This window comes from Spirosoma radiotolerans (assembly GCF_000974425.1).
In the GTDB taxonomy this organism is placed as follows: Bacteria; Bacteroidota; Bacteroidia; order Cytophagales; family Spirosomataceae; genus Spirosoma; species Spirosoma radiotolerans.
In genome coordinates, this window is the sequence record NZ_CP010429.1 from 620,700 (window position 1) to 643,812 (window position 23,113).

General features: G+C 48.6%; 21 protein-coding genes and 1 tRNA gene. 8 read left to right on the forward strand and 14 right to left on the reverse strand.

Annotated features, from left to right (window positions below):
* Positions 1-30 precede the first annotated feature (30 nt).
* The 6 genes from SD10_RS02355 to SD10_RS02380 all read right to left on the reverse strand — a co-directional run bounded on the left by SD10_RS02355 (position 31) and on the right by SD10_RS02380 (position 6,846).
* Positions 31-2,553 carry an outer membrane beta-barrel protein gene (locus tag SD10_RS02355; protein WP_082111493.1) on the reverse strand — a complete coding sequence of 841 codons (2,523 nt, stop codon included), beginning with the start codon at positions 2,551-2,553 and terminating at the stop codon, positions 31-33.
* 369 nt (positions 2,554-2,922) lie between these two features.
* Positions 2,923-3,603, reverse strand: a complete 681-nt coding sequence (locus tag SD10_RS02360) for a 4'-phosphopantetheinyl transferase family protein (protein WP_046375512.1) — start codon at positions 3,601-3,603, stop codon at positions 2,923-2,925.
* A gap of 43 nt (positions 3,604-3,646) precedes the next feature.
* Positions 3,647-4,636 carry an amidohydrolase family protein gene (locus tag SD10_RS02365; RefSeq protein ID WP_052731049.1) on the reverse strand — a complete coding sequence of 330 codons (990 nt, stop codon included), beginning with the start codon at positions 4,634-4,636 and terminating at the stop codon, positions 3,647-3,649.
* Positions 4,637-5,117: 481 nt separating this feature from the next.
* Positions 5,118-5,858, reverse strand: a complete 741-nt coding sequence (locus tag SD10_RS02370; RefSeq protein WP_046375513.1) for an SDR family oxidoreductase — start codon at positions 5,856-5,858, stop codon at positions 5,118-5,120.
* A 48-nt stretch (positions 5,859-5,906) separates the two neighbouring features.
* A complete protein-coding gene (locus SD10_RS02375) occupies positions 5,907-6,203 on the reverse strand; it encodes a putative quinol monooxygenase (protein ID WP_046375514.1) in 297 nt (98 codons plus the stop codon).
* A 13-nt stretch (positions 6,204-6,216) separates the two neighbouring features.
* The gene (locus tag SD10_RS02380) at positions 6,217-6,846 is read right to left on the reverse strand and encodes a nitroreductase family protein (protein ID WP_046375515.1); all 630 of its coding nucleotides are present in this window, start codon (positions 6,844-6,846) and stop codon (positions 6,217-6,219) included.
* Positions 6,847-6,951: 105 nt separating this feature from the next.
* Between SD10_RS02380 and SD10_RS02385 the strand changes: the two genes are divergently transcribed.
* Together SD10_RS02385 and SD10_RS02390 are read left to right on the forward strand one after the other, a co-directional pair.
* Positions 6,952-7,362, forward strand: coding sequence for a winged helix-turn-helix transcriptional regulator (locus tag SD10_RS02385; protein ID WP_046375516.1), 411 nt, complete (start codon positions 6,952-6,954; stop codon positions 7,360-7,362).
* A gap of 28 nt (positions 7,363-7,390) precedes the next feature.
* On the forward strand, positions 7,391-8,065 hold the full coding sequence (locus tag SD10_RS02390; protein ID WP_046375517.1) for a GNAT family N-acetyltransferase: 675 nt from the start codon (positions 7,391-7,393) through the stop codon (positions 8,063-8,065).
* A gap of 136 nt (positions 8,066-8,201) precedes the next feature.
* Here the strand turns inward: SD10_RS02390 and SD10_RS29600 are convergent, their stop codons facing one another.
* The 3 genes from SD10_RS29600 to SD10_RS02400 all read right to left on the reverse strand — a co-directional run bounded on the left by SD10_RS29600 (position 8,202) and on the right by SD10_RS02400 (position 10,593).
* On the reverse strand, positions 8,202-8,345 hold the full coding sequence (locus SD10_RS29600; RefSeq protein ID WP_158500534.1) for a hypothetical protein: 144 nt from the start codon (positions 8,343-8,345) through the stop codon (positions 8,202-8,204).
* A 19-nt stretch (positions 8,346-8,364) separates the two neighbouring features.
* Complete coding sequence (locus tag SD10_RS02395) at positions 8,365-9,909, reverse strand: DHA2 family efflux MFS transporter permease subunit (protein WP_046375518.1); 1,545 nt, start codon at positions 9,907-9,909, stop codon at positions 8,365-8,367.
* Positions 9,910-9,990: 81 nt separating this feature from the next.
* The gene (locus SD10_RS02400; RefSeq protein WP_046375519.1) at positions 9,991-10,593 is read right to left on the reverse strand and encodes a TetR/AcrR family transcriptional regulator; all 603 of its coding nucleotides are present in this window, start codon (positions 10,591-10,593) and stop codon (positions 9,991-9,993) included.
* A gap of 114 nt (positions 10,594-10,707) precedes the next feature.
* Here SD10_RS02400 and fabF point away from each other — a divergent pair, with 114 nt between their 5' ends.
* Positions 10,708-11,955: a beta-ketoacyl-ACP synthase II gene (gene fabF, locus SD10_RS02405; RefSeq protein WP_227699264.1), complete on the forward strand. Its 1,248-nt coding sequence runs from the start codon at positions 10,708-10,710 to the stop codon at positions 11,953-11,955.
* Between the two features lie 317 nt (positions 11,956-12,272).
* Here fabF and SD10_RS02410 read toward each other — a convergent pair.
* A tRNA-Thr gene (locus SD10_RS02410) sits at positions 12,273-12,345 on the reverse strand.
* Positions 12,346-12,441: 96 nt separating this feature from the next.
* Here SD10_RS02410 and SD10_RS02415 point away from each other — a divergent pair.
* Entirely contained in the window at positions 12,442-14,433 is a 1,992-nt protein-coding gene (locus tag SD10_RS02415) for an ABC-F family ATP-binding cassette domain-containing protein (protein ID WP_046578957.1), read from the forward strand.
* A gap of 122 nt (positions 14,434-14,555) precedes the next feature.
* Positions 14,556-15,614, forward strand: a complete 1,059-nt coding sequence (locus SD10_RS02420) for a PA0069 family radical SAM protein (RefSeq protein WP_046375521.1) — start codon at positions 14,556-14,558, stop codon at positions 15,612-15,614.
* A gap of 16 nt (positions 15,615-15,630) precedes the next feature.
* Here the strand turns inward: SD10_RS02420 and SD10_RS02425 are convergent, their stop codons facing one another.
* Entirely contained in the window at positions 15,631-16,575 is a 945-nt protein-coding gene (locus tag SD10_RS02425) for a bestrophin family protein (protein WP_046375522.1), read from the reverse strand.
* Between the two features lie 169 nt (positions 16,576-16,744).
* Here SD10_RS02425 and SD10_RS02430 point away from each other — a divergent pair, with 169 nt between their 5' ends.
* Positions 16,745-18,019: a type IX secretion system plug protein gene (locus tag SD10_RS02430; protein WP_227699123.1), complete on the forward strand. Its 1,275-nt coding sequence runs from the start codon at positions 16,745-16,747 to the stop codon at positions 18,017-18,019.
* A 55-nt stretch (positions 18,020-18,074) separates the two neighbouring features.
* Here SD10_RS02430 and ychF read toward each other — a convergent pair whose 3' ends face one another.
* The gene (ychF, locus tag SD10_RS02435; protein WP_046375524.1) at positions 18,075-19,175 is read right to left on the reverse strand and encodes a redox-regulated ATPase YchF; all 1,101 of its coding nucleotides are present in this window, start codon (positions 19,173-19,175) and stop codon (positions 18,075-18,077) included.
* A 273-nt stretch (positions 19,176-19,448) separates the two neighbouring features.
* Positions 19,449-19,775, reverse strand: coding sequence for a DUF3276 family protein (locus SD10_RS02440; protein WP_046375525.1), 327 nt, complete (start codon positions 19,773-19,775; stop codon positions 19,449-19,451).
* 273 nt (positions 19,776-20,048) lie between these two features.
* On the opposite strand from SD10_RS02440, the gene SD10_RS02445 reads away from it, so the two are divergent.
* Both SD10_RS02445 and SD10_RS02450 read left to right on the forward strand, forming a co-directional pair.
* Positions 20,049-20,483, forward strand: coding sequence for a septal ring lytic transglycosylase RlpA family protein (locus tag SD10_RS02445; protein ID WP_046375526.1), 435 nt, complete (start codon positions 20,049-20,051; stop codon positions 20,481-20,483).
* Positions 20,484-20,660: 177 nt separating this feature from the next.
* A complete protein-coding gene (locus tag SD10_RS02450) occupies positions 20,661-21,572 on the forward strand; it encodes a DUF58 domain-containing protein (RefSeq protein ID WP_046375527.1) in 912 nt (303 codons plus the stop codon).
* A gap of 51 nt (positions 21,573-21,623) precedes the next feature.
* On the opposite strand, the gene SD10_RS02455 is transcribed toward SD10_RS02450, so the two are convergent.
* Entirely contained in the window at positions 21,624-23,102 is a 1,479-nt protein-coding gene (locus SD10_RS02455) for a TlpA family protein disulfide reductase (protein ID WP_046578960.1), read from the reverse strand.
* Positions 23,103-23,113: the final 11 nt, after the last annotated feature.

Below are 23,113 nucleotides of genomic sequence, written 5' to 3' on the forward strand. Positions count from 1 at the left end.
TAACGTTCTTAAATTCATGATTGTACCTCCTTAATTAGTCAGTTTCACCCGGCTGGTTTCTTCCTCCGAACCTGTTTTACGTTTTCGCTCGCCTTTAATGGACTGATTGCCGAACAAATACGAGAAGGTCAATCTGAAATTGCGCGTACTTGAATACTGATTGATAGCAAAATTTATGTCCTGAAATCGAATGAGTCCGATGGTCCGGTTATCATGAAATAAGTCATTCCCGGCCAGCACGATTTTGCCTTTATTGTTCAGGATCTTTTGCTCAACAGCAATGTTGACACTGCTATTACGGCCCGCACTGATGAATTCAAATTGACTTGGCCCCGCATAGTAGCCTGATAGCTGCGAACTGAGCGTATTGTTTAGCTTAAAATTGATTTCAGTATAAAAAGTATAGGCCCATTTCGACCGGTCAAACAAGTCGCCCTGGTAAATAGCTCTGTAATGTTGCCGGGTTAGCATGCCGCCCCCATAACCACTCACCAGCTTTCTGAAAGTAATTGGAAAATTCAACTGTGCTGAAAATGCATCCGCTTGTGCAATGTTGTCGGCTATTGTATAGCTAATTAAGCGGGTGGCTCCATTGGCTTCGGTGACCGTGCGTTGCTGAGGGGCGTACTGAAAAATTACATTCGTTGTGCGGTCGTAGTTGATGGAAAAGAACGGTAAGTTCTGGTAAGTTAAGCTCAGTTTGCCCGAGTGGGTTAATTGTGGTAACAGGGTAGGGTTACCTTTGATATACGTTTGAGGGTCGATATAAAACTCAAAAGGGTTTTGTTGCTGGTAGGTGGGCCGGTCAATTCGGCGGCTGTACTGGAATGTAATCGCCAGATTGCTATCCAGTCGGCGTGTTGCCAGAAGTGTAACGAATGGTTTGATATAGTGTCGGTTTACCAGGACAGAATCGCCCGTTTTACCGTTCGAAATGGTCTGTTCAGCCCGTATGCCTGCCTGAAAGTCCCACCTCCTGAGTTTGGCGATAAAATTGACGTATAAAGCATTGATGTTCTCCGTATAAACGAAGCGGTTCGAACGACCAGGATCGGGTTGTTCATCTTGCCGGAATCTTAAATCGTTTGTGATACGGGCAAAACTTGATTTAGCGCCAGCCTCAACCTTAGCGAAACGGTTTAGAGGGCTTGTATAATCGACCTTCAGGTTCTGAAAACGGATTGAGTTTCGGGCTTTCTGATAGTTTGTATACGTACCGTTGTTTCGCGAAACAACCCCAATAGTGCTCTCATTATCAAATAAGTAATGGGCATTGTTTAGATCGATGTTCAGCGCCTTGCCGGGCCGTTTAAACTGATGTTTCCAGTTTAGATTTATTTCATAGGTATTGTTGATGTTGGATTGATTATTCCGGCTGGTAAGCGACTCGACTACCTTCCCCGAGCTTTGGCTGTAATTAGTCGACGTATTCTCGAAGTTTCCATTCCCTGAGCGATTGAAACCCGTAATCAAAAAGCCCAGCGTGTTGGTACTGTCCAGGTAGTAATCGACGCCGACGCGGTAAGAGTGGTAGCCGTAAGATGACGGATTGAAATTCTTCTGGTCGTAAAAAGTATCCTTCAGGTAACGTTTGATCAGGTTGATCTCGAAGATGTCCCGATGTAAATAACTATAACTGCCAAATACATTGAATGCGCCCCGTCTATGATTCAGTGAGACGGAGGGCGTGTAACGATAGTAATTTCTTATGCCCGCATTTACTTCGCTATGATTGAATCGACCGTAACCGCCGGATAATGAAATAGTTCCATTGGTTCCGGCCAGGCTGTTGTGTTTTAAAATAATATTAATTAACCCTCCACCCTGAGCATCGTAGCTGGCACCTGGGTTGGTGATAACTTCGATTCGATCAATACTACTACTTGGTAATTCACGGATTACCGAGCCAATGTCGGTGTATTGAGACGAGCGCCCATCAATCAGAATGCTAACGCTGGTTTTACCCGCCATCAGGACTTTATCGTTAGTAACCTGCAGGCCTGGAACCCGCTGCAATACTTCCAGGGCCGTAGCTCCTGACGAAAGAGGGCTGTTCTGAACGTTGATCACCAGTTTGTCGACGCTCTGTTGCAAAAATAACCTGGTTCCTGTAATCGTAACCTCGGCCAGACTTTTGGTACCTGGCCTTACCTGAATAGCAGCTACCGTTACGTTGGAGTCCGATACACTGAATACGTTGGATAGTGCGGAGTCATACCCGACAAACGATGTTTTGATTGAATAAGTACCGGGCGTAATTTTCCTGAATTGATAGATACCTTCAACCGTAGACTGTGTAATTTGAGTAGGCAGTGTATCGCCGGAACGGAAAAGCGAGACATTTATGAATTCGAATGGGTGCCCGTTCTCATTGATAACAGTACCCGTAATTGTATGCTGAGCGTATGATTCGAAGCTGATCAGTAAAAATAAGGCTACACAGGTAAACGACTTCATGCCTAGTGAAAGATACCTCCTTAGAAAAGTCGAGAGATAAGTTGCCTGTTTCATTCCTGGCGTTTTTATAAACTGTTGGCTAATCGTTTCCTTCATACGTGAGGTTTGCAATCACTCCGCTGCGGCTACTGACTCTAAATCGGTCAAATTGACAATTCTGTAGTTGTATAGATTGTCTGATTCTGTTCAACGATTTACAAGGCCGACTGCTGGTCCCTAACAGGTTGCGAAGGTTCTGCTCAATTCCCTGGTAATCAATAACCCGCAGTTATAACTTAGTCATTCTGTTTATAATGAGGACGGAAATGGCGTACGGGAGGACTTTGATGTGAAAAATCGAGGGGTAACGATCGGCGTTTCCCACAAGCCGGGAGCCGTTTACTGTAGAAGAGGTAAGCTAAGAACTAAGGGTAGATTGAATGAAGGAAGTAGTCAATAAAAAAGAATTACAATCGTCAATAAGAGCTATATGGTATCTACTTGGATCAGCTTTATCACTTCGTGGCCACAGGTACTGGCTGTTGCCATAATATAATCGGGGTATATAAAATGCAGTCGCGTATGATAAATAGTTTCGTTTAGCGTGGTTTGATCGGTAAGGGTGATAACATCGGTTAGGGAGTTACTTAACCCTTTCCCATCTGCCTTGATGACTGCTTCCTTTTTGCACCATAATGTATAAAAGGCAGCTGTTGGGTTTGTTGCCTTTTGGATAAGATTCCATTCTTCCGGTATGAAGTGATCTTCAAAAACGTCGATATCCATACGGGTAACGTTCTCTATATCAACGCCAACTGGCGTTTCAGAAATGGCACAAACTGCAACAATGCCGGAGTGGGAGATGTTAAATTTGGGGCCGTTCAGCATATACGGACGTCCAAATTCAGTGACCTTATACGTATCTCTTAATGTATCGTCATAGCCGTTATCGGCCAACCCTCTCATAAGCAGCGCCTTCCCCAAGACACTTAAATACGCATCCTGGGGCCGACGATACTTTAAAACTTTACTGTGCTCAGTGTCTGGTAGCTGGTGGAGATAATATTGATAGGCTTCCGGGTTTAGCGCATTGATCGTAGCATAGTATAGCTGCATGTTAACACTTTTAAAGTTTGGTAGTCCTGAACCGATAAGGATGATTGTCATACCTGACTACAAACCGGGCCCAGCCTTAGCTAGCCCATGCCAACTATTTGAACTTGCTGGCATCCAGCCGGAAGAAGCGCACCGCGTTGTTGAATAAAATGTCACGCTTCTGATCGAAGGACAGATAGTCGGCGTTTTCAATCACACTCAGGGAGGTTTCGATCAGTTTGGGCCACACTAGTAGATCCGTTCCGTACAGAATCCGTTTGCCAAAGCCAGCCTGAACCAACCGCTTTAAATAAGCATGGATTTCGGCTTGAGGATAACTCCAGATGAAACCCGCCAGATCGACATAGACATACGCGTTAGCGCCCATCAGGGCGATCATTTCGTCAATCATGGGGTATCCCGCATGCATCACCCACAGCTTTAACTTTGGATGGCGGGCCAGCATGTCTTCCAGCAGAAAGGGCCTTCCCAACGAAGCCCGGTAGGTTGCCTGTGTCAGGTTTGCCATGCCATTACCTCCTGTTCCCATGTGAATACCAACAGGTATATTCAGCTTTTCGGCAGCGGCAAAATAGCCATCCAAACTCATATCGCTGGGCGAAAGGCCTTGGTACTGCGGAGCTACCTCGCCCATCACCTGATAAAACCCCGACGAAAGTGAATCGGTAAAAGCCTGAACAGTCATCTCCTTGGGCGAACTAACGCCTATGCCCGCAATCACCCGTCCTGGGGCGGCTTTTTTCCACTTTCGCAGAATCACAGGATCACCAAAGGCAACGATAGTCATGTTAAGTCGCTCCATGGTGTTCAGCACGGCGGTTTGCATTTCCTGGTCGGATTTAGCGGGTTGCAGGGGTTCTGCACACTCGGTATTCAAAAAGGCGCGCATTTGTTGATTTGGGTCTCCTCCCGGCATGTCTCGAAGAAACCAGGGGCACATTTCGACGGCAAAGCTAGGATTCACCTTCATGGCGTGAACATGCACATCAATGATGGGCAGCGGTCGCCTGGGGGATGTACTTTGTCCCCGTAAACTAGTTATGAGGCCAATTAGACAGGCCAATAGCAGTAATGTGTTTTTCATGAGCAAGTGCTTAGACATAGGATTAGTCAATGCATCAAAATTACATTAAGATTGATCGCTTGTACTAATCCTCACATGGCTAATGCCCATCATTAATCGTAAATAGTACGCTTTCGATTTATCAACCCAGGAAAACAGGAGTCATCCCGAACTTTTTCATCGGCCCTGATGATGGGTTGAGCTAACTAAATGACTCGTGATGCCCGGCATAGTCTTTGACTATGGCCAACACTTACCCGATGCCTACTGTTGCCAAGCACCACCGGCATCAGACCACTTAACTGAAAAGTTCGGGATGACTCCTGTTTTATTCTGCAGCGAATCAGCTATACCACTAAGGCAGGTAGCCAGCAACAAGGCTTTACATCCCTAACGGCGCTTTTCTAGTTAATTCGGTTCTCCAATGAAATGACGAAACGATGGCTTATTTAAAATAATAGCCCAGTGCTAAAGCTAATAAAGAGGTTAATTGGTATTAGGTTTAAAGTCCTTTATTGAAATCCTGAATTGCTTGAAAAGGATCAGCGAAATAAGCAGTTCGTTGATTAGCTGTTTCGCCGACATAGATTTCATACTGGTCAGCTTCAATGCCCTTTGCTATCGTTTCGGCCACCAAAAGAGGAGCCATGCCGGTATGGCCGCCCATGTCTTTGGTAGCCTCGGTGTCGACCAGCGAAGGCATGACTTCAAACACGTTTATGGCTGTATTCTTCGCTAAGCCAAGGCGCAGGGCTACTGTATGTGAGTGCAGGGCCGCTTTCGAATCGGAGTAAGTCGGCAAAACGACCAATGGGTGAAAGCTAACATTGGAAGTAATATTGACAATGGTGGCTTCCGGTTGCTGCTTGAGGAGTGGCAACAGTTTTTCGGTCAGTAAAACGGGACCGAAATAATTTACCCCGAATTCATGTAGGGCTTTTTTATACGCATCGGCTCCTTCTCCCAACTGATACAAATTAGCTACACCTGCGTTGTTGACCAATACGCTAAGGGTAGGATAGTTCTGGTTGAGCTCTGCGACGAGGGCCTCAATCTCCGCTTCTTTGCTGACATCGCACGCGATAACACCTACACCGAGTGCTTCGCCAGCTTTCTTTAGCTTATCGGCATTTCGTCCGACCAGGATAACTTGATTCCCTTTTTCTTTTAGCAGGCTTGCAATCGCATAGCCAATTCCCGATGCTCCGCCAGTAATCAGGGCGGTTTTGTTTGTAAGGTTCATGATGATTTTTGAAAAATGATTGATGCGTTGATTTTCGTCCGAAGGGGCTTATAATTTCTGAAGTAGGGTGCTGACTGGTTTGTCGGCCAGCTTACCTTGAATACCCGCAAAAAACGCTTTGGTATAGGGGGCTTCCAGGTGCTGATCAAACGCTTCCTTGGAAACAAAGACCTCGAAGAACACCAGCATCGTGGGATCACCCTGTTTGCTGGTCTGATAGAAGACTTCACAGCCTGGTTCAGTTAGGGTTGGGATGAGCGTGGCCGCACAAAGGGCTTTGACCTCGTCCAGGTATTCAGCCTTTACTCGAACTTCAACCAGTAGACTAATTTTTAAATTACTCATGGGACGACGACGCTCATACCGTTGGAAAAAGCTCTTCGGCTGTTTTACGCACTTTAGGAATACGGGCAAATTCATCGTCTGATGAGCGGTAGCCCAATGCGAAGAGCAAGGCCGATTGGAGATTTTGCTCCCCAAGACCTAGAATCTGATCAATTTGGCCCCGGTCGAAACCTTCCATAGGTGAAGCATCGATACCGGCTTCGGCCGCTGCACTCACCAGAATGCCCACCGCCAGAAACGCCTGCTTTTCCGCCCAGCTAATTTTCTGGGCTGGAGACAACAGATTTAATTTTGAATTGACGAATTGCTCGCGAGGCTCCAGATTTTTACGGTCCGTCTGTCGAACGCTGGCTGCCTTGTCAATGTAGTTTTTCACCGTAGCTTCGCTGATGTTGGTTTCCACCGCAACGACCAGCAGTTTAGACGCCGTCGTGATCTGGGGCTGCCCAAAAGCAGCCCGGCTGATTTGCTCCAGTTTCGCGGGATCGGTGATGGTAATAAACTGGTAAGGTTGCAGGCCATAAGAAGATGGTGCTAACTGAACCGTACGGAGCAGATCACCAAATTGCTCTGCACTGAGTTGTTTGGACGGATCGTACGTCTTGGTGGCGTATCGCCACTCCAGGGCTGGTACCAATGACATAGTTTTGTTTAAAATAAATTACGCATTAACTTTGCTTGCAAATTGCAAGTAAGCAAAGGTAGATTGATTCACTTTTGAATTGCAAGTAAAAATTGCTGATTTTTTATGAAACCAATAAAACCCCGATCAGGCTGTCCGTTGAGTTATACACTCGACTTCTTTGGCGATAAGTGGTCGCTGTTGATTCTACGGGATATGGCCCTGGGCGACAAATCAACCTATGGCGAGTTTCTGAGTTCGGACGAGCAGATCGCGACCAATATCCTGGCCGACCGGTTAAGTATGCTGGAGACGTATGGTTTTGTGACCAAGCAGGTAGCTGTTGATAAAAAATCAAAGTTTACTTATCGCCTGACCGAGAAGGGTATTTCCCTGGTACCGGTCATCTTGGAAATTGGCCTGTGGGGATCGAATTTTAATCCTCCTGGGCTGAACCCACGCCTGCTCAATGCCTTGCAGCAGGACAAGGAGGGTACCATCAGACGTATCCAGGAGAACCTGAGAAGTAAGCTGTAACGAGTCGTATTATCTAATCACTATCTACATGATTCATCCGCTGGATAATCCGGTTTGGTCAGCCTTAACCTCAGGTAACCAGGCGTTTGCCCTAGGAAATGACCAGGCTAAATACTATCCTCCTCTAATTGCTCCGTTTGTGGCTGTGGCCGAGCCTACCCGGGTGCACTTTGAGGCTTTACGGGATACAATTCCGTATGATCAACCGGTGGCTATGTTTACCCAGGAGTCCCAACTTGACCCTTCGCCCTGGGTACTAGTGAACCGCATCGATGGCTTTCAAATGCTGTTTGAAGGGCCGACACCCGAAGGGCAGGAGGCTGGGGTTAAATTGACCGATAACGATATTCATCAGATGCTCGCCTTAACCAAGCTCAGTCCCCCCGGACCCTTTCTGTCGCGGACCATTGAGTTGGGTGGGTATGAAGGCATTTTTGCTGGCGACCAGTTAGTCGCTATGGCGGGTCGCCGGTTTGATAGTGGCGCTCACGTAGAGATCAGTGCAGTCTGTACGCACCCGAATCATACGGGCAAAGGCTATGCCCGGCGGCTGATTGATAGCCAGATTCGGCAGATTCGGGCTGAAGGCAAACTACCTTACCTCCATGTTCGAGCAGATAATAGCCGGGCGCATTCGATTTATGAGCAGATGGGCTTTGTGACCCGGTCAGAAATGGTGATCTACATTTTAGCAAAACGATAATTTTTTCGCTAAAAATAGATAGCGCTCTATGCATTACTGGTTTTGCAGCAAGCCTAAACGTTTGGAGGAATTGATGCTAGCGAAATAGTCATTAGCACCATCCTGGTGCAGTGTCCGGTGATTGTCGGTAAAGCCCCTAAATCGTTTGGGTATTGCCAACCCGAATCTCATACGTATCGTTGGCCAGGGCCTCAACAAAGGCCTTCGTAACCACCGATGGAGCGATGCCCGTGCTCCCATTGATCGGGGCCGAAAACTCCGTATTGACCAAGGGAGGCATCGATTCTAACGCGCCTGTTTTAGTGGTCGGATAACGAAACAGTGACCGGTTTGGCTGCCCGTACCACCAGCAGAATTAACGGCATGGCCAGCGCGAAGACCAGGCCGATAGCTAGGTAGGCATCCAGATAGCTGTCAACAGTCGCCTGCCGGGTAACGGTCTGATCCAGGAGCCGATAGCTTTGCTGGATAGCCCCCAGCTCAGTGGCCCCCTGACCGACTAATCGGTGACTGGCCGTTGTAAGCCAGGTGATGGTTTCAGGGTCATTGTCCGTCAACTGCGTCACCAAGTCGGTTCGGTGCTGGGCAATGCGATTAGCCAGATAGGTGTTGGTGCCGGCAATGCCAAACGAGCCACCCAGTTGGCGCATCATGTTGTTGAAAGCAGCTCCCTGTGGCACCTCGGCTGGACTAAGACCCGACAGCGCCAGGGCGGTCAGCGGGACCGTGAGCAGAGCCAGGCCCACCCCTCGAAAAATTAATGGCCCATAGAAATCCCCTTTTCCCGCGTTCGGGCTGAGGTGGCCCATTTGCCAGCTAAAGACAATGAAGATGATAAATCCAAAGGCGATGATAAGCTGAGTGGGTACCCCTGTCTGCAGGAGACGGGCCGTAAGGATCAGGGCTACAATCGCCAGCAGGGCACCCGGCAGCAGGAGTAGCCCCGAAGCCAGTGTGGGAAAGCCAAGGAGCCGCTGGGCAAAGACGGGCGTGAGGTACACACTGGTGAACAGCCCTACTCCCGTGACGAATGTGAGCACTGAGGCCACCGCTAACGTCGGACTGCGCAACACCCGCAGGTTGACAATCGGCTGGCTGACCCGCAACTCCCACCAGATGAAGCCAACGATCGCTACGACGGTCGTGGCGGTGAGGTAGCTAATGTAGGCTGTCTGAAACCAGTCTTCTTCCTGACCCCGCTCCAACAGAATCTGTAACGAGCCAACGCCGACAACCAGGAGTAGTAGCCCCACATAGTCGATACTCTTGACCACCTGCCGCTGGGCCGGTTCTTTCACCAGTAGCAGGGAGCCAATCAGGACCGCTACGCCAATCGGCACATTGACCAGAAAGATCCAGTGCCAGCTGGTTATATCGAGAATATAGCCGCCCAGCGTGGGGCCAATGGTAGGACCCGTAAAGACGCCGATACCAAAGATGGCGCTGGCAACGGATCGTTTGTTGACCGGAAACGATTCAAATACAATGACCTGCGAGGTCGATATCAGCGCCCCGCCCCCAATTCCCTGCAAAAAGCGAAAGGCAACCAGCACCCAGATATTAGTGGATAAACCACAAAGCAGAGAGGCTAGCGTGAAAAGCGCAATGGAGCCAATGAAGTAGGTCCGTCGTCCTAGCCAGGCCGCCAGGAATCCCGTCAGGGGAATCACAATCACGTTGGCGATCGCATAAGATGTAATCACCCAGGCGGTGTCTTCCAGGGTGGCTCCCAGATTGCCCCCCATCTGGGAAAGCGCGACGTTGACGATCGAAATGTCGATCAGTTCCATAACCGCAGCCGCAATCACGGTGGTCGTCAATAAAATTAAACGGGTAGTACTCATAAATACCGATCGGTATATTTTTAATCAATAAAAACGGCCAGCCATAGGCTGAATACTTAAGAAACAGGGGATCAAAATGGGCTAGGTTGCCAACTGGTTAACGAGGGCTTCTACCGTCTTAAGGACTTTGTTCAGACTGGCTGGATTATTGGTCACTTTAGCAATCATTATACCGCCTTCGATCAGGGCAATCATGGCTAATGCCGTTGATTCGGGTTCGGCGGTAGCGCTGAATTCTCCGGAGGCTATGCCCTTTTTGATAATGTCGATGATGGTACGCTTCCAGCTCAGAACGGCTTTCGCTGCCCGGTCCTTCAACAGGCTGTTCGTGTCATCGGCCTCCGTAGCGGTATTCAGGATGGGGCACCCCCCCACAGGAAAGCCCCTCTCATTGAAGCTTTGATACGCCTTTGCATAGACCATCAACTGCTCATGGCAGGTGGTCGCCTGACTCATTTGGGTCTGAACCGCTTTTCGAACCAGCGAGAGATTATAGTCAAAAGCAGCCAAAGCTACGGCTTCCTTATTATCGAAGTTGCCGTAGATACTGCCTTTGGTAAGTCGGGTAGCTTCCGTCAAGTCGGCGATCGATGTACCGGCGTACCCTTTGGTATTGAATACCCCCGCTGTCGTCTCAATAATGAACTGACGGGTCCGGTCAGCTTTAGATAATTCGCTATTCATGGTACAAATATACCAATTGGTATTTTTAATTCTATCTTTGCTGTCATTAATCTTAATACATTTTATTGACAGATCCGGCGATCATCAGCATCACCCATCTTTTTAACCACGCGTATCATGTTACATCGAGTTGTTATTACCGGTTTAGGGGCCGTGACTCCCCTGGGTCATGATGTGCCAACATTCTGGCAGAACATACTGGCCGGTCACTCCGGAGCTGCCCCCATCACCCGGTTTGATGCATCCTTATTCCGGACACAGTTTGCCAGCGAACTCAAAGGCTATTCACCAGCCGGGTATTTAAGCCACGCTGACATCAAGCGAACGGATCGCTTTACGCAGTACGCGCTCCTGGCTGCCGATCAGGCCATTACCGATTCGGGGTTCGATTTAACCAATATGGATCCTTTCGATGTCGGCGTTATCTGGGGGTCTGGTCAGGGCGGCATGGAAGTCTTTGAGGAGGAGGTCAGGGCATACACGCTGGGCGATGGTCATCCGCGCTTCAGCCCCTTTTTTGTGCCCAAACTGATCATCAATATGGCGTCAGGGATGATTTCCATTCGTCACGGCTACATGGGTATTAACTATACAACTGTTTCGGCCTGCGCCACCTCAAACACCGCTTTGATGGACGCGTTCACCTACATCCGGCTGGGGAAAGCCAAAATTATCATTAGTGGTGGTTCTGAAGCACCCATCACACCCGCGTCATTCGGCGGGTTCAGTGCGTTGAAAGCTATGTCGACCCGAAACGATGAACCCGCCAAGGCGTCACGCCCTTTCGATGTAGAGCGGGATGGTTTTGTGATGGGCGAAGGGGCAGGGGCGCTGGTACTGGAAGAATACGAACATGCCGTCAAGCGGGGAGCTACCATCTATGGCGAATTAACCGGAGCGGCCATGACGGCCGACGCCTATCACATGACGGCCACACATCCTGAAGGGCTTGGTGCTCTGAAGGCCATGCAACTGGCCCTGGCAGAAGCGAAACTGACGGTGGCGGACTTGGACTACCTGAACCCCCATGCGACTTCAACCTCCGTCGGTGACCTGTCTGAAACCAAGGCCATTGCCCAACTGATCGGTCAGCAGTCAACTCGGATGAAAATTAGCGCGACCAAATCCATGACGGGTCATTTACTGGGCGCTGCGGGGGCTATCGAAGCCATTATTTGTCTGCTCAGCATACGAGACGGCGTTATTCCGCCGACTATCAATACCACACTCATCGACCCGGTCATTCCCAACACGCTGCAAATTGTATTAACCGACGCCATTCCAGCCCGCGTGAATACGGCAATGAGCAACACCTTTGGTTTCGGCGGCCACAATGGCACTGTCATTTTTCAAAAAGTATAGCCACCCGATTTGAAATTATACTTTATGGTGATCATGTAAAGCGGTCTCTTACGCACTTTGTGTGGCTCTGCGCAAAAGGAGTGACGTTATTCCTAGCGTTAGCGCGTTGTTCAAAAGAACGAACGCATTCCGTTAGCATCAGTACAGACACTATTACTTGCCAAATGATTTAGAAAGTAATAGTGTCTGTACTGAATAGAATCGTTACAGGATTTAAGCGTATAAACTCCCTCACCATTCGAGTTGATTCAAGCAAGTGTATTGCAGCACGCATAAAAAAAGCACTTAACAGATTTGTTAAGTGCTTGACCAGAAAGAGCCTCCTATAGGACTTGAACCTACGACCCCTTCATTACGAATGAAGTGCTCTACCAACTGAGCTAAGGAGGCTTATTACTGCTCTGCAGCAGCTTTTGGGAATGCAAATATAATAGAGTGGAATTTAAGAACGCAAGTATCCGTTCTATTTTTGGTAAATTTGCACCCATGATTTCCATTACGAACCTATCGTACTACCTCGGTAGCCGGGCTTTATACGAAAATGCCTCGCTACATATTAAGCCAAACCAGAAAATCGGCCTCATCGGCCTCAATGGTACGGGCAAATCAACGCTACTCCGTATTATCAATGGTGAGTATCAGCCCGATGGAGGCATCATTTCCAAAGCGGGCGATGTGTCGATCGGCTTCCTGAATCAGGATTTGCTATCCTACCAGACCGATGATTCCATTCTCTCCGTAGCCATGCAGGCCTTTGCCCGGCAAAACGAACTGCAAATCAAGATTGAGGAACTGCTCCACAAAATGGAGACGGATTATACGGATGATCTGGTCGATAAATTAGGAAAGGCACAGGAAGAATTCGATGCGCTTGATGGCTATACGATCCAGTCCAGAGCCGAAGAAATTCTGGAAGGTCTTGGCTTCTCAACAGACGATTTGAGTAAACCACTCAAGTTGTTCTCCGGGGGGTGGCGGATGCGGGTGATGCTGGCCAAGCTATTGCTGGAAAAGCCATCTTTGCTGATGCTTGATGAGCCAACCAACCACCTGGATTTACCGTCTATTCAGTGGGTTGAAAAATACGTTCAGAACTACGAAGGGTCTGTTATTGTCGTTTCCCACGACCGGGAATTCGTTGATAACGTGGTCGATACCATTGTTGAAGTGTCGGGCGGTAAGCTGAATTATTACGCCGGTGATTACTCGTATTACATGGAGGAAAAAGCACTGCGTAACGAAATTCAGAAGGGAGCTTTTGAAAACCAACAGGCTAAAATCCGGCAAACAGAACGCTTCATCGAACGCTTTAAGGCAAAGGCTTCCAAGGCTAAGCAAGCCCAGAGCCGCGTGAAGCAGCTTGAACGGATGGAACTCGTCGATGATGTGATCGACAGCAGCGCGCGGGTTAATTTTAAATTTAACTTCTCGCAGCAGCCCGGTCGCCACATTCTGCATTTAGATAATATTTCAAAAGCCTACGGCGAGAAGCGAATTCTGACCAACTCCACGGCCCGGCTTGAACGGGGCGATAAAGTAGCCCTTATTGGGGCCAATGGACGCGGAAAGTCGACGCTGTTGCGTATCATTTCGGGCTCCGAGCCCATCGATGGCGAACGCGCCCTGGGGTATAACGTCTCATTTAGCTTCTACGCCCAGCACCAGCTCGAGTCGCTTCGGGTAGAAGATTCGATGCTGGAAGAACTGAAACAGGCTAATCCAACAAAGTCGGATGGAGAACTGCGCGGTGTACTTGGGTGCTTCTTATTTTCGGGTGACGATGTGTTTAAGAAAATTAAAGTGCTGTCGGGGGGTGAAAAATCGCGGGTAGCACTGGCCAAGGTGCTGCTTTCCCAGGCAAATTTTCTGCTGTTGGACGAACCGACCAACCACCTCGACATGCAGTCAGTGAATATCCTGATTCAGGCGCTGCAACAGTACGAAGGCACGTATGTGGTTGTTTCTCACGACCGGTATTTCGTCTCGCAGATTGCCAACAAAATCTGGTACATCGAAGACGAGCAGATTAAAGAGTATCCTGGCACGTACGATGAATACGAATGGTGGCAGGAAGAACGCAAAGCACAGGGTATTGGCACCGGTAAACAGCCTGTTGAAAATCCAAAGACCCAGCATGTGGCTAGTCCGACACCCGCTACCAATGGCCATTCGTTGAACGGCAATGGCCAGAAAGCAACCAATGGCCGGGCATCGGAGGAGGAGCGTAGGGAGTGGCAGAAAACACATAAAAGTCTGACCCGCCAAGCTGAAGAAGCCGAAACAAAAATCGGTCAGTTGGAAAGCCGTAAGAAGAAACTCGAGGTTGAACTGGCTGATCCGGCGACCTATGGCGACGATAAACTGATGCAGGCCAAAAACGATGAGTACAGACACGTAATGGCCCAGATCAATCAACTGCAGGACGAATGGGAAAACGCCATGCTCGAAGCTGAAGAGTGGGAGAAGAAATTAGCGTAAGAGAATGAGTTTACGGTTTGTGGTTTACGACGGACCGTAGCACGGCGGTCCGTCGTAAACCACAAACCGTAAACTCATTTTATCGTACAAGTAAAATATAATTATGTTTTATTTGTACATCTATGGCAGACTACAAAAAAGGGCGGGGCGCGCAGTTTAATTCAGCCAATTCATTCTCGACGCATCAATACGAGCCAGATAACCTGAGCGCGTCGTATGACGATGATTTCCCTGAGCCGTCAGTAAAGACTCAGTTTTTTGAGGGAACACCCAAACAAATAATCAGTCGATCTACGAGTCCCGACATTGGTTTCTCAGCCTCCATCAACCCATATCAGGGATGCGAACACGGCTGTATTTACTGTTATGCCCGTCCTTCGCACGAATACTGGGGGTTTTCGGCCGGGCTGGATTTCGAGAGTAAAATAATGGTTAAGAAGAATGCGCCAGCCCTGCTCGAAAAGCAATTTCAGGCGCGCTCGTATAAGCCGGCCGTCATTCATTTTTCGGGGAATACCGATTGTTACCAACCCGCCGAACGAACCTATCAACTTACCCGGCAACTGCTTGCGTTGTGCCTGCGTTATCGAAATCCGGTGTCGATTATCACCAAAAACGCGCTGATCCTCCGCGATCTGGACATTCTGAAGCCGCTGGCTGCACTCAATCTGGTTAGCGTTGCCATCTCGATCACTACGCTCAGCGAATCCCTTCGGTTGCTTATGGAGCCCCGTACCGTTACCGGCACACAACGCTTAAAAACGATGGGTATGCTACATCAGGTGGGTGTACCGGTTGGCGTGATGACGGCCCCCATTATTCCCAGTTTGAACGATCACGAGATACCAAAGTTGATTGAGCAGGCTGCCGGGCAGGGGGCCTCTTGGGCTGCTTATACGGTGGTCCGGTTAAATGGGGCGCTTGGCCCTTTATTCACCGACTGGCTTCGGCAGACCTTCCCCGACCGAGCCGAGCGAGTCCTGAATCAGATTGCCGATTGTCATGGCGGACAATTGAATGATTCGCGGTTTAGCACCCGCATGTCGGGCGAGGGTCCATACGCCCGGCATATCGCGCAATTACACCGAATTGCCTGCCAGAAGTATTTGGCTGGACGCCAACCCGCTGAGTTAAATACAACGTTGTTCAGGCCTGCCGGTCAACTGGGTCTTTTTGACTAAATACGTGCTGGGTTTCCTATTTCTCGTATGAAAATCCTTTCGGGTTTTCGCTCAGTTGTTCAGCCTGGGCCAACTGTTCGGTATGGTCAAATGTCTGCGTAACGGTCTTATGAATGCCCTTGCAGATCGTGTCCAGCGGAAGGTCATTATCGTCGGTGCCAAAAGGGTTTTCGATCTCTTCGGCAATAATTTCCAGGCTGGCGAGTACATAAAAAACAAAGACCACAAGCGGCACGACCAGAAAGTGGAGGTTCGATACGTAGCCGAGGGGTAGGGTAAGGCAATAGATAAAAATGAACTTCTTGATAAACGAGCTATACGAAAACGGAATGGGCGTGTTTTTGATCCGTTCGCAGGCGCCACAAACGTCCATCAGCGATTGAATTTCTAAATTCAGCAACAGCAGGTGTTCGGGCAACAGGATTCCCTGTCGTTGCAAGTCGTTCATCTTACCAAAAATCGACAGCGCAATTTGTTGAGGAACATGCTCACTCAGGCGCAGGTTGTGGATACCAAACGACGTACTGGCTGTGAACTCGTGCTCAATAGAGTGTTGACGCAGATGATTTTTCAGCGAATAAGCAAAATTCGGAATCATGGCCCGGAAAAACTGGCGGGCTTCGGTCTGCGAAGGCTCCAGCAACTGATCCATTTTGAGCGCCATATTGCGGCTGTTATTCACCAGAGAGCCCCATAGTTTTCGACCTTCCCACCAGCGGTCGTAGGCCGTGTTGGTACGGAATACCAGCAGCATCGAAATAACGAAGCTCAGCAGGGTGTGCATGAGCGAGAAGTTCTTCAGGTGGACGTTGTCGCTTAATCCCATTAACTCAATAATGTAGACGACAATAAACGAATAGACGCCAACTGCGACCAAAACCGGTAATAGCTTGCGAACCGTATCGGCCCGGTTGAAGGTGATAATAAACCGAAACCAGTCTTTGGGATTATAATTGACCATACATATCCTTGGTTGAGTAAACGACGAGCTTTTGTCATTTTGCTGACGTTATCAACAGTTGGTGGCAACGAATGTTGATACGGTTGTATAATCCTGACAGCGTCATGGCGTTCAATTATTAATGGAGTACAATAAAAACAGATTGATGCGTAATTCCTTCAGAATTTTTATGGTTTTGTTCTGCCTGATGCTGGCCTTGCCTTTACAGGCGCAGCAACTTCAAACCATCGACCATATCTATGACCCTAAGATTGAGACCGTGCTCCTGTTTCCGCAGGTCAGCGCCAACCAGCTGGATCCCGCTTTGACGCTCAATCCGCCGGTCATTTCGCTCGATGAGGCCGTTTCTCTGCAACTTGAATTCGATGACCTGACGGCCAACTACCGTTCATTTCGGGCTCGTCTGGTTCATTGTAACGCCGATTGGCAGCGGTCGATTCTGAACGATATTGAGTTTACCTACGAATACAACGATAACCCGATCACCGATTACCAGATTTCGATCAACACCAAAATTCCGTATTATCACTATCGGTTTACCCTGCCGCGGGTGAAGCTGCCTGGTAATTATGTGCTGGTCGTCTATGATGAGCGTAACCGAAACAATATCCTGTTTACACGCCGGTTTTGTACCTACCAGAACCGGGTAACGGTAGCGGCCGATGTTCGTTTTTCGACCAATCCGGCCCGTCAGTTCAGCGATCAGCAACTCGATATGACCCTAAATTATAAGGGGTATCAGGTTATCTCACCCCAGGACGACTTTAAAGTGGTTATCCGTCAGAACTACCGCGACGACCGGGAGATTCGGGGACTCCGGCCAACCAATGTGCTGGCATTTGAACAGGTTCTGGAATACCGATTGATCGATCAAAGTAATACCATGCCGGGTGGCAACGAGTTTCGGTTTTTCGACACCCGAACTGTCCTTTCCCGTGCCAATTACATTGACCGCATCGACCGTCCCGCCGACCGGAATATTGCTTATGTGCAGGTCGACCAGCCGCGCAATCGGGGTGTTTATATTCAAAGTGACGACTTCAACGGCCAGTTCGTGATTGATCATCGGGAAACAGGCAATGGTGCCACAAATGCCGATTACATTGAAACGGTTTTTACGCTCAAAACGCCGGAAATCTCAGGGTTCGATGTGTATGTCAATGGAGCATTCAACTTCTGGCAACTCACAGATCGCAACCGCATGGCGTATGACCCGTTGTTGGGTGCTTACCGCGCTACGATGATGTTAAAGCAAGGTGTTTACAATTACGATTACATTGTTGCCACAACCGGGCCGCAACCAAAAGTGGATGAGAACTTCATTGAAGGAAGCTTCTCATCCACCGAAAATGATTACGAAGTATTTGTTTATCATCGCCCGCCCGCTTCCCGCGCCGATCAACTGATTGCTTATCGTCGTGTGGGCGTGAACAAACGAAAATAAGGCGGTGGTGCGGCATTCCAACAGGATGTCGGAATGCCGCACCACCGCCTTATGGTTAGGCGCTATGCAGGAATTCCATAATGTCGCCGTCCTGCACCACATATTCTTTGCCTTCTACGGCTAACTTACCAGCCTCACGAACACCCGCTTCGGTTTTGAACTGCGCGAAGTCGGGCAGTTTCATAACCTGTGCCCGAATGAATTTCCGTTCAAAATCGGAGTGGATAACGCCAGCTGCCTGCGGGGCTTTCCAGCCCCGGTGAATTGTCCAGGCGCGAACTTCTTTGACCCCCGCCGTAAAGTAGGTGATCAAGCCCAGCAATTTATACGAAGCTTTGATCAACTTACTCAAGCCGGATTCGGTCAGGCCATATTCACCCAGGAAAAGCTCACGCTCTTCCGGATCTTCCATTTCGGCAATCTGCGCTTCAATGCCCGCGCTGATCACGATAACTTCAGCGCCTTCATCTTTGACGGCTTCCCGAAGCGCATCGGAATACTTATTTCCATTGGGCAGCGATCCTTCATCAACGTTGGCTACATAAATAACGGGTTTTACCGTCATCAACGAGATATCGCCAATAGCGGCTTCGGCTTCTTCGGGCGAAATCTGAACCGTACGGGCACTTTTACCCGCTTCGAGAGCCGTTTTGTAAAGTTTCAGGATTTCCAGTTCGGCTTTTGCCTTGGCGTCGCCCACACGAGCAGCTTTGTCGATGCGTTGAATCTTTTTGTCGACCGAATCCAAATCTTTCAATTGCAGCTCGGCGTCAATGATTTCCTTATCGGACACAGGGTCAACTTTTCCTTCGACGTGTACGATATTGTCATCCTCAAAACACCGGACAACGTGCACGATGGCATCGACTTCGCGGATATTGGCCAAAAACTTATTGCCCAGCCCGGCGCCCTGGCTGGCTCCTTTCACCAACCCGGCAATGTCAACAAACTCAATAATGGTTGGCACGACGCGCTGGGGTTTTACTAGCCCTTCGAGGGTATCCAGGCGTTCATCGGGTACCGTCACGACGCCCACGTTGGGTTCTATAGTACAGAACGGGTAATTGGCAGCTTCGGCCTTCCCGCTCGAAATTGCATTAAACAGCGTTGATTTCCCTACATTAGGCAAACCCACGATTCCACATTGAAGTCCCATAAATAATTGTGAATGATTGAGTGGTTGAGTGATTGAATAAGTGCTATCAACAAACTATTCGATCATTCAACCAGTCAACAGTCAATCATTAGTTTTTACAAAAGTACAACCGCAACGGCGGACCACAAAAAAAGCCTTCGGCATAGGCCGAGGGCTAAAGGCACGGTAGGTAAAGAATCGGGATTGTTGAGTAAAAAAGCCAGGAGTAAAGTCTAGTTCATTCGTAAACGGTAAGGGAATCGCTCGCGGTCATCCGGTAGGCATTGATTTAATTTATTCCCACTTCAATTCGCTGGCGAAATCATCCTGTTCGTCCCGTTCGCGCTGAACGAATTGTGAAAAGTCAACGTCGGGCATAAGTTCGGTTTTGACGTGGTCGACTGTTTCCTGCAGGGCTTCAACGAACTTATCGAAATCTTCTTTGTAGAGAAACATCTTATGTTTTTCGTACACAAATCCTTCGCCCTGTGGGTGTCGGCGGCTTTCGGTAATAGTCAAATAATAGTCGTTGGTGCGGGTTGACTTAACGTCAAAAAAATACGTTCGTTTACCCGCCCGAACCCGCTTTGAATAAATTTTCTCCCGGTCTTTTTCGTCCACAATATTGTCGGTTTAGTCAGTTCACAGGCGCTAAAGTACGTTCAATCAGGATAGAACAAAAAAAATGTTCTTAAATATATTTTGGGGCTATTTGACCTCAAAAACGGGTAGGTTTGTGGAGGCCATTCCACAGTTTTTTGGCTAAAGGCTTGGTTATAAAGCCTGTGTAAGCTATCTTTGTTTTACAGGAATTGCACTTTTTGGGGGCGAACGGTATGTAGAAAATTTTTAGACATGCCTTGCGCCTATTTTTTTCACGTAACCAAGAGCTGTATGAGTTTAATCATGTCCCTTATGTTGTTCTTTAGCAACATAAACCCGGCGGAGGCTCTCCCGAGCCTCATACAGAAAGGCAAAGCGTCTTTTTATTCCAAGAAGTTCAATGGTCGCAAGACCGCATATGGCGAGCGCGTTAGCTCAGAATCCCTTGAAGGGGCCCACCTTCACCTGCCCCTGAACACGTTGGTAGAGGTTACGAACCTCGACAACCAACGATCCGTAATTGTACGAATCAATGATCGGGGGCCTTTTGCCAAAGGCCGGGTCATCGATCTTACCCTTGCCGCAGCGCATGCACTTGGCATGGTTTCTAAAGGAATCGCTAATGTATCGCTCCGAGTTGTTGGCAAAGGCCAGGCTATTGCTATGTCACCCTCTGCTTTTACAACACCGATTGCGTTTCAGCCAATGCTGGAGCCCGTTATGTAAGTCGGTTTGGCTGCATTATCAGAACCGTTCGATATTTCCCTGTGCAATTCCTGCCTGAGATGTCGAACGGTTCATTTTTTGCGTTTTATATATTAGTTTGAGGTTTGAAGTCAGCTGCCCTAGGAATAGCCGATTGTACCAATAGCCAACGTCAAACTACAAACGTCAAACCCTTATATGAAACAACCCCTTAATCTTGGCCAGGTACGTTCGTTCGGAAACGTCGAATTTTTGGCCCGTCAGCTGGTCGAAGGATTTATTACAGGGCTCCACAAATCTCCCTTCCATGGCTTCTCGGTAGAGTTTGCCGAACACCGGCTCTATAACACCGGCGAAACCACGCGACATATCGACTGGAAAGTGTTTGGGAAAACAGAAAAGCTGTTTGTTAAACGCTATGAAGAGGAAACAAACCTGCGCTGTCATTTATTGATTGATACCTCGTCGTCAATGTATTATCCCGAGGCCAACTACGGAAAGATGACGTTTAGCGTTATGGCATCCGCCTGTCTGGCCTACATGCTTCAACGCCAAAAAGATGCCGTCAGCCTGACAACATTTGCCGACCAGATTGATTTGCAGACGCAGGTGAAGTCGACGCCTTCGCATGTGCATAAGTTGTTCACTCAGCTGGATTTGCTCATGCAGCAACCCAAGCCGCTGCGCAAGACTTCAGCCGCCGATGTGATTCACCAGGTGGCGGAGAAGATCAACAAACGCTCGCTGGTGGTCATCTTTAGTGATATGTTCGACAACAGCGAAAAAGCGGACGCACTGTTTTCGGCCCTCCAGCACTTGCGTCATAACCTGCACGAAGTGCTGCTGTTTCACGTAACGGACAAAAGAACGGAAGAGGATTTCGCTTTCGATGAGCGTCCTTACGAGTTTATCGATCTGGAAACGGGCGAGAAAGTGAAACTTCAGCCAGGGCAAGTTCGCGAAACCTATCAACAAGCCGTTAAGACCTATTTTCAGGAATTGAAAATGCGCTGCGGTCAATATAAAATCGACTTCATTGAGGCTGATATTGCGCAGGGATTCGACCAGATTTTACAGGCTTACCTGGTGAAGCGCACGAAAATGAGGTAAGTAAGGCGGATCGCACGGGCGTCCCAGAGTGGAACGCCCGTGCGATCCATTTTACTTTTTCACACTTCCTTTAACTGAGGCCGTGACCGGCTTTTTTGTTGCCTGCTGCCGTTTATGGAACAGCATAAAATCTTCAATTTGCTCGGCCGGTAGTTTACGGGCAATGATTTTCTTGTCCTTATCGAGCACATATACCGTTGGCGTCGTCCAGACATCGTATTGATGGCGGTAGTCGGTGCGGAATGAATAATCGTAGCCATTGATGGCATTACCGAGTTTAAATTCCTTAATGAATTTCTTCCACTCTTCCGGATTCTGGTCGATGGCAATGGCTACGACTTCAACGCCTTTGCCTTTATAGTCGTCCACAAATTTCTTGAGCTTGGGTGCGCTCTCGCGGCAGTGCCCGCAGGTAGGAGAGTAAAAAAAGACAACCGTATAGTCCGCTTTGATAGCCTGGAAAGCAATTGGCCGACGCAGCGTGTCACTAATGACAGGCGAAACCAGGGTCTTTCCAATCAAGTTAGGTTTCATTGTGGCAACCCGCTCACCAATACTTTTCAGGGTCGACGAATCCGAAACCGTCATGACGCCCGTCTTGTAGTACTTCTCGAACATGTGCACAAACAGGCCGTCGGTACCCATCACTTTAGGTTGCTCATACTGACTGGTAATGTAATAAATCGTGTAGTATTTGATTTCCTTGTTTTTCCCCGCTACGGCTTTATTAACTAAAAAGTCTGCTTCTTTAATGAGCGAATCGGGTACCTGCACGGTTAGCTCTTTGATATACCGTTCGATCTTGCGTTGCAGGATGGGCGTTCTGACAAATCGTTCGTCAGAAAAGTCGAAATCATCCCAAAAATGTTGCTTAAAATAATTGAATACCCAGATCGAATCGGGCCGACCGTTTGCGGCTTTGGGCGCGGGTGGTACATCGGGTTCGGCCGTTGCTTTGAGCAGTTTGACCGCAAACGTACCTGGATTATCCTGCAGAAACTTCGTGCGATACTCAGTTGCCTGCTTTTGGAGATCACTCAATTGCTTATTCACCATGGCCACTGAGGCAGCGTCATTGCGTACTTTTTTCTGCATGGTCAGCGCCTGAGCTTCCTCTGATAGTTTACCGAGCTGCTGCTGATAGCCGTAGAATGCCTCGTTTTCCTTAGACCCTGTTATTTTCATATTTTTGATTACCTCGGCCGTATCCGTTTCAAAGGAAAACTCCTGATCGTCGGTCATCAAAAATTCGATGTATCCTTTCTTGGGCATTACGACAAGGAAGAGGCCTTGGGGTAAGGTTTTCTTACCTTCAAAAACCATGTTTCCGGCGCCATCTACCCGAGCCGTGTCTTTGGTAATGTATTGGGCTGATCCAAAGTAATGGGCTAACACACAGGTTGTATCCTTAAGGCCCTTTATGCGACCGGTAATTTTAAAGCCTTCGCTGGTCGTTGACGAAGTGGCTTGCGCCCAGGCTTGAGGCAGTAACGCGAACCCAAACAGGGTGGCTAGAAGGAGTTTTTTCATACAGGGTGGTA

Coding starts and splice junctions, on each gene's coding strand:
- SD10_RS02415 (WP_046578957.1), top strand. CDS start 12,442: ATGATTTCCATTACGAACCTATCGTACTACCTCGGTAGCCGGGCTTTA.
- SD10_RS02425 (WP_046375522.1), bottom strand. CDS start 16,575: ATGGTCAATTATAATCCCAAAGACTGGTTTCGGTTTATTATCACCTTC.
- SD10_RS02375 (WP_046375514.1), bottom strand. CDS start 6,203: ATGAGTAATTTAAAAATTAGTCTACTGGTTGAAGTTCGAGTAAAGGCT.
- SD10_RS02420 (WP_046375521.1), top strand. CDS start 14,556: ATGGCAGACTACAAAAAAGGGCGGGGCGCGCAGTTTAATTCAGCCAAT.
- SD10_RS02385 (WP_046375516.1), top strand. CDS start 6,952: ATGAAACCAATAAAACCCCGATCAGGCTGTCCGTTGAGTTATACACTC.
- SD10_RS02365 (WP_052731049.1), bottom strand. CDS start 4,636: ATGAAAAACACATTACTGCTATTGGCCTGTCTAATTGGCCTCATAACT.
- SD10_RS02370 (WP_046375513.1), bottom strand. CDS start 5,858: ATGAACCTTACAAACAAAACCGCCCTGATTACTGGCGGAGCATCGGGA.
- SD10_RS02355 (WP_082111493.1), bottom strand. CDS start 2,553: ATGAAGGAAACGATTAGCCAACAGTTTATAAAAACGCCAGGAATGAAA.
- SD10_RS02455 (WP_046578960.1), bottom strand. CDS start 23,102: ATGAAAAAACTCCTTCTAGCCACCCTGTTTGGGTTCGCGTTACTGCCT.
- ychF (WP_046375524.1), bottom strand. CDS start 19,175: ATGGGACTTCAATGTGGAATCGTGGGTTTGCCTAATGTAGGGAAATCA.
- SD10_RS02395 (WP_046375518.1), bottom strand. CDS start 9,909: ATGAGTACTACCCGTTTAATTTTATTGACGACCACCGTGATTGCGGCT.
- SD10_RS02390 (WP_046375517.1), top strand. CDS start 7,391: ATGATTCATCCGCTGGATAATCCGGTTTGGTCAGCCTTAACCTCAGGT.
- SD10_RS02400 (WP_046375519.1), bottom strand. CDS start 10,593: ATGAATAGCGAATTATCTAAAGCTGACCGGACCCGTCAGTTCATTATT.
- SD10_RS02360 (WP_046375512.1), bottom strand. CDS start 3,603: ATGACAATCATCCTTATCGGTTCAGGACTACCAAACTTTAAAAGTGTT.
- SD10_RS29600 (WP_158500534.1), bottom strand. CDS start 8,345: ATGCCTCCCTTGGTCAATACGGAGTTTTCGGCCCCGATCAATGGGAGC.
- SD10_RS02445 (WP_046375526.1), top strand. CDS start 20,049: ATGAGTTTAATCATGTCCCTTATGTTGTTCTTTAGCAACATAAACCCG.
- SD10_RS02450 (WP_046375527.1), top strand. CDS start 20,661: ATGAAACAACCCCTTAATCTTGGCCAGGTACGTTCGTTCGGAAACGTC.
- SD10_RS02430 (WP_227699123.1), top strand. CDS start 16,745: ATGGTTTTGTTCTGCCTGATGCTGGCCTTGCCTTTACAGGCGCAGCAA.
- SD10_RS02380 (WP_046375515.1), bottom strand. CDS start 6,846: ATGTCATTGGTACCAGCCCTGGAGTGGCGATACGCCACCAAGACGTAC.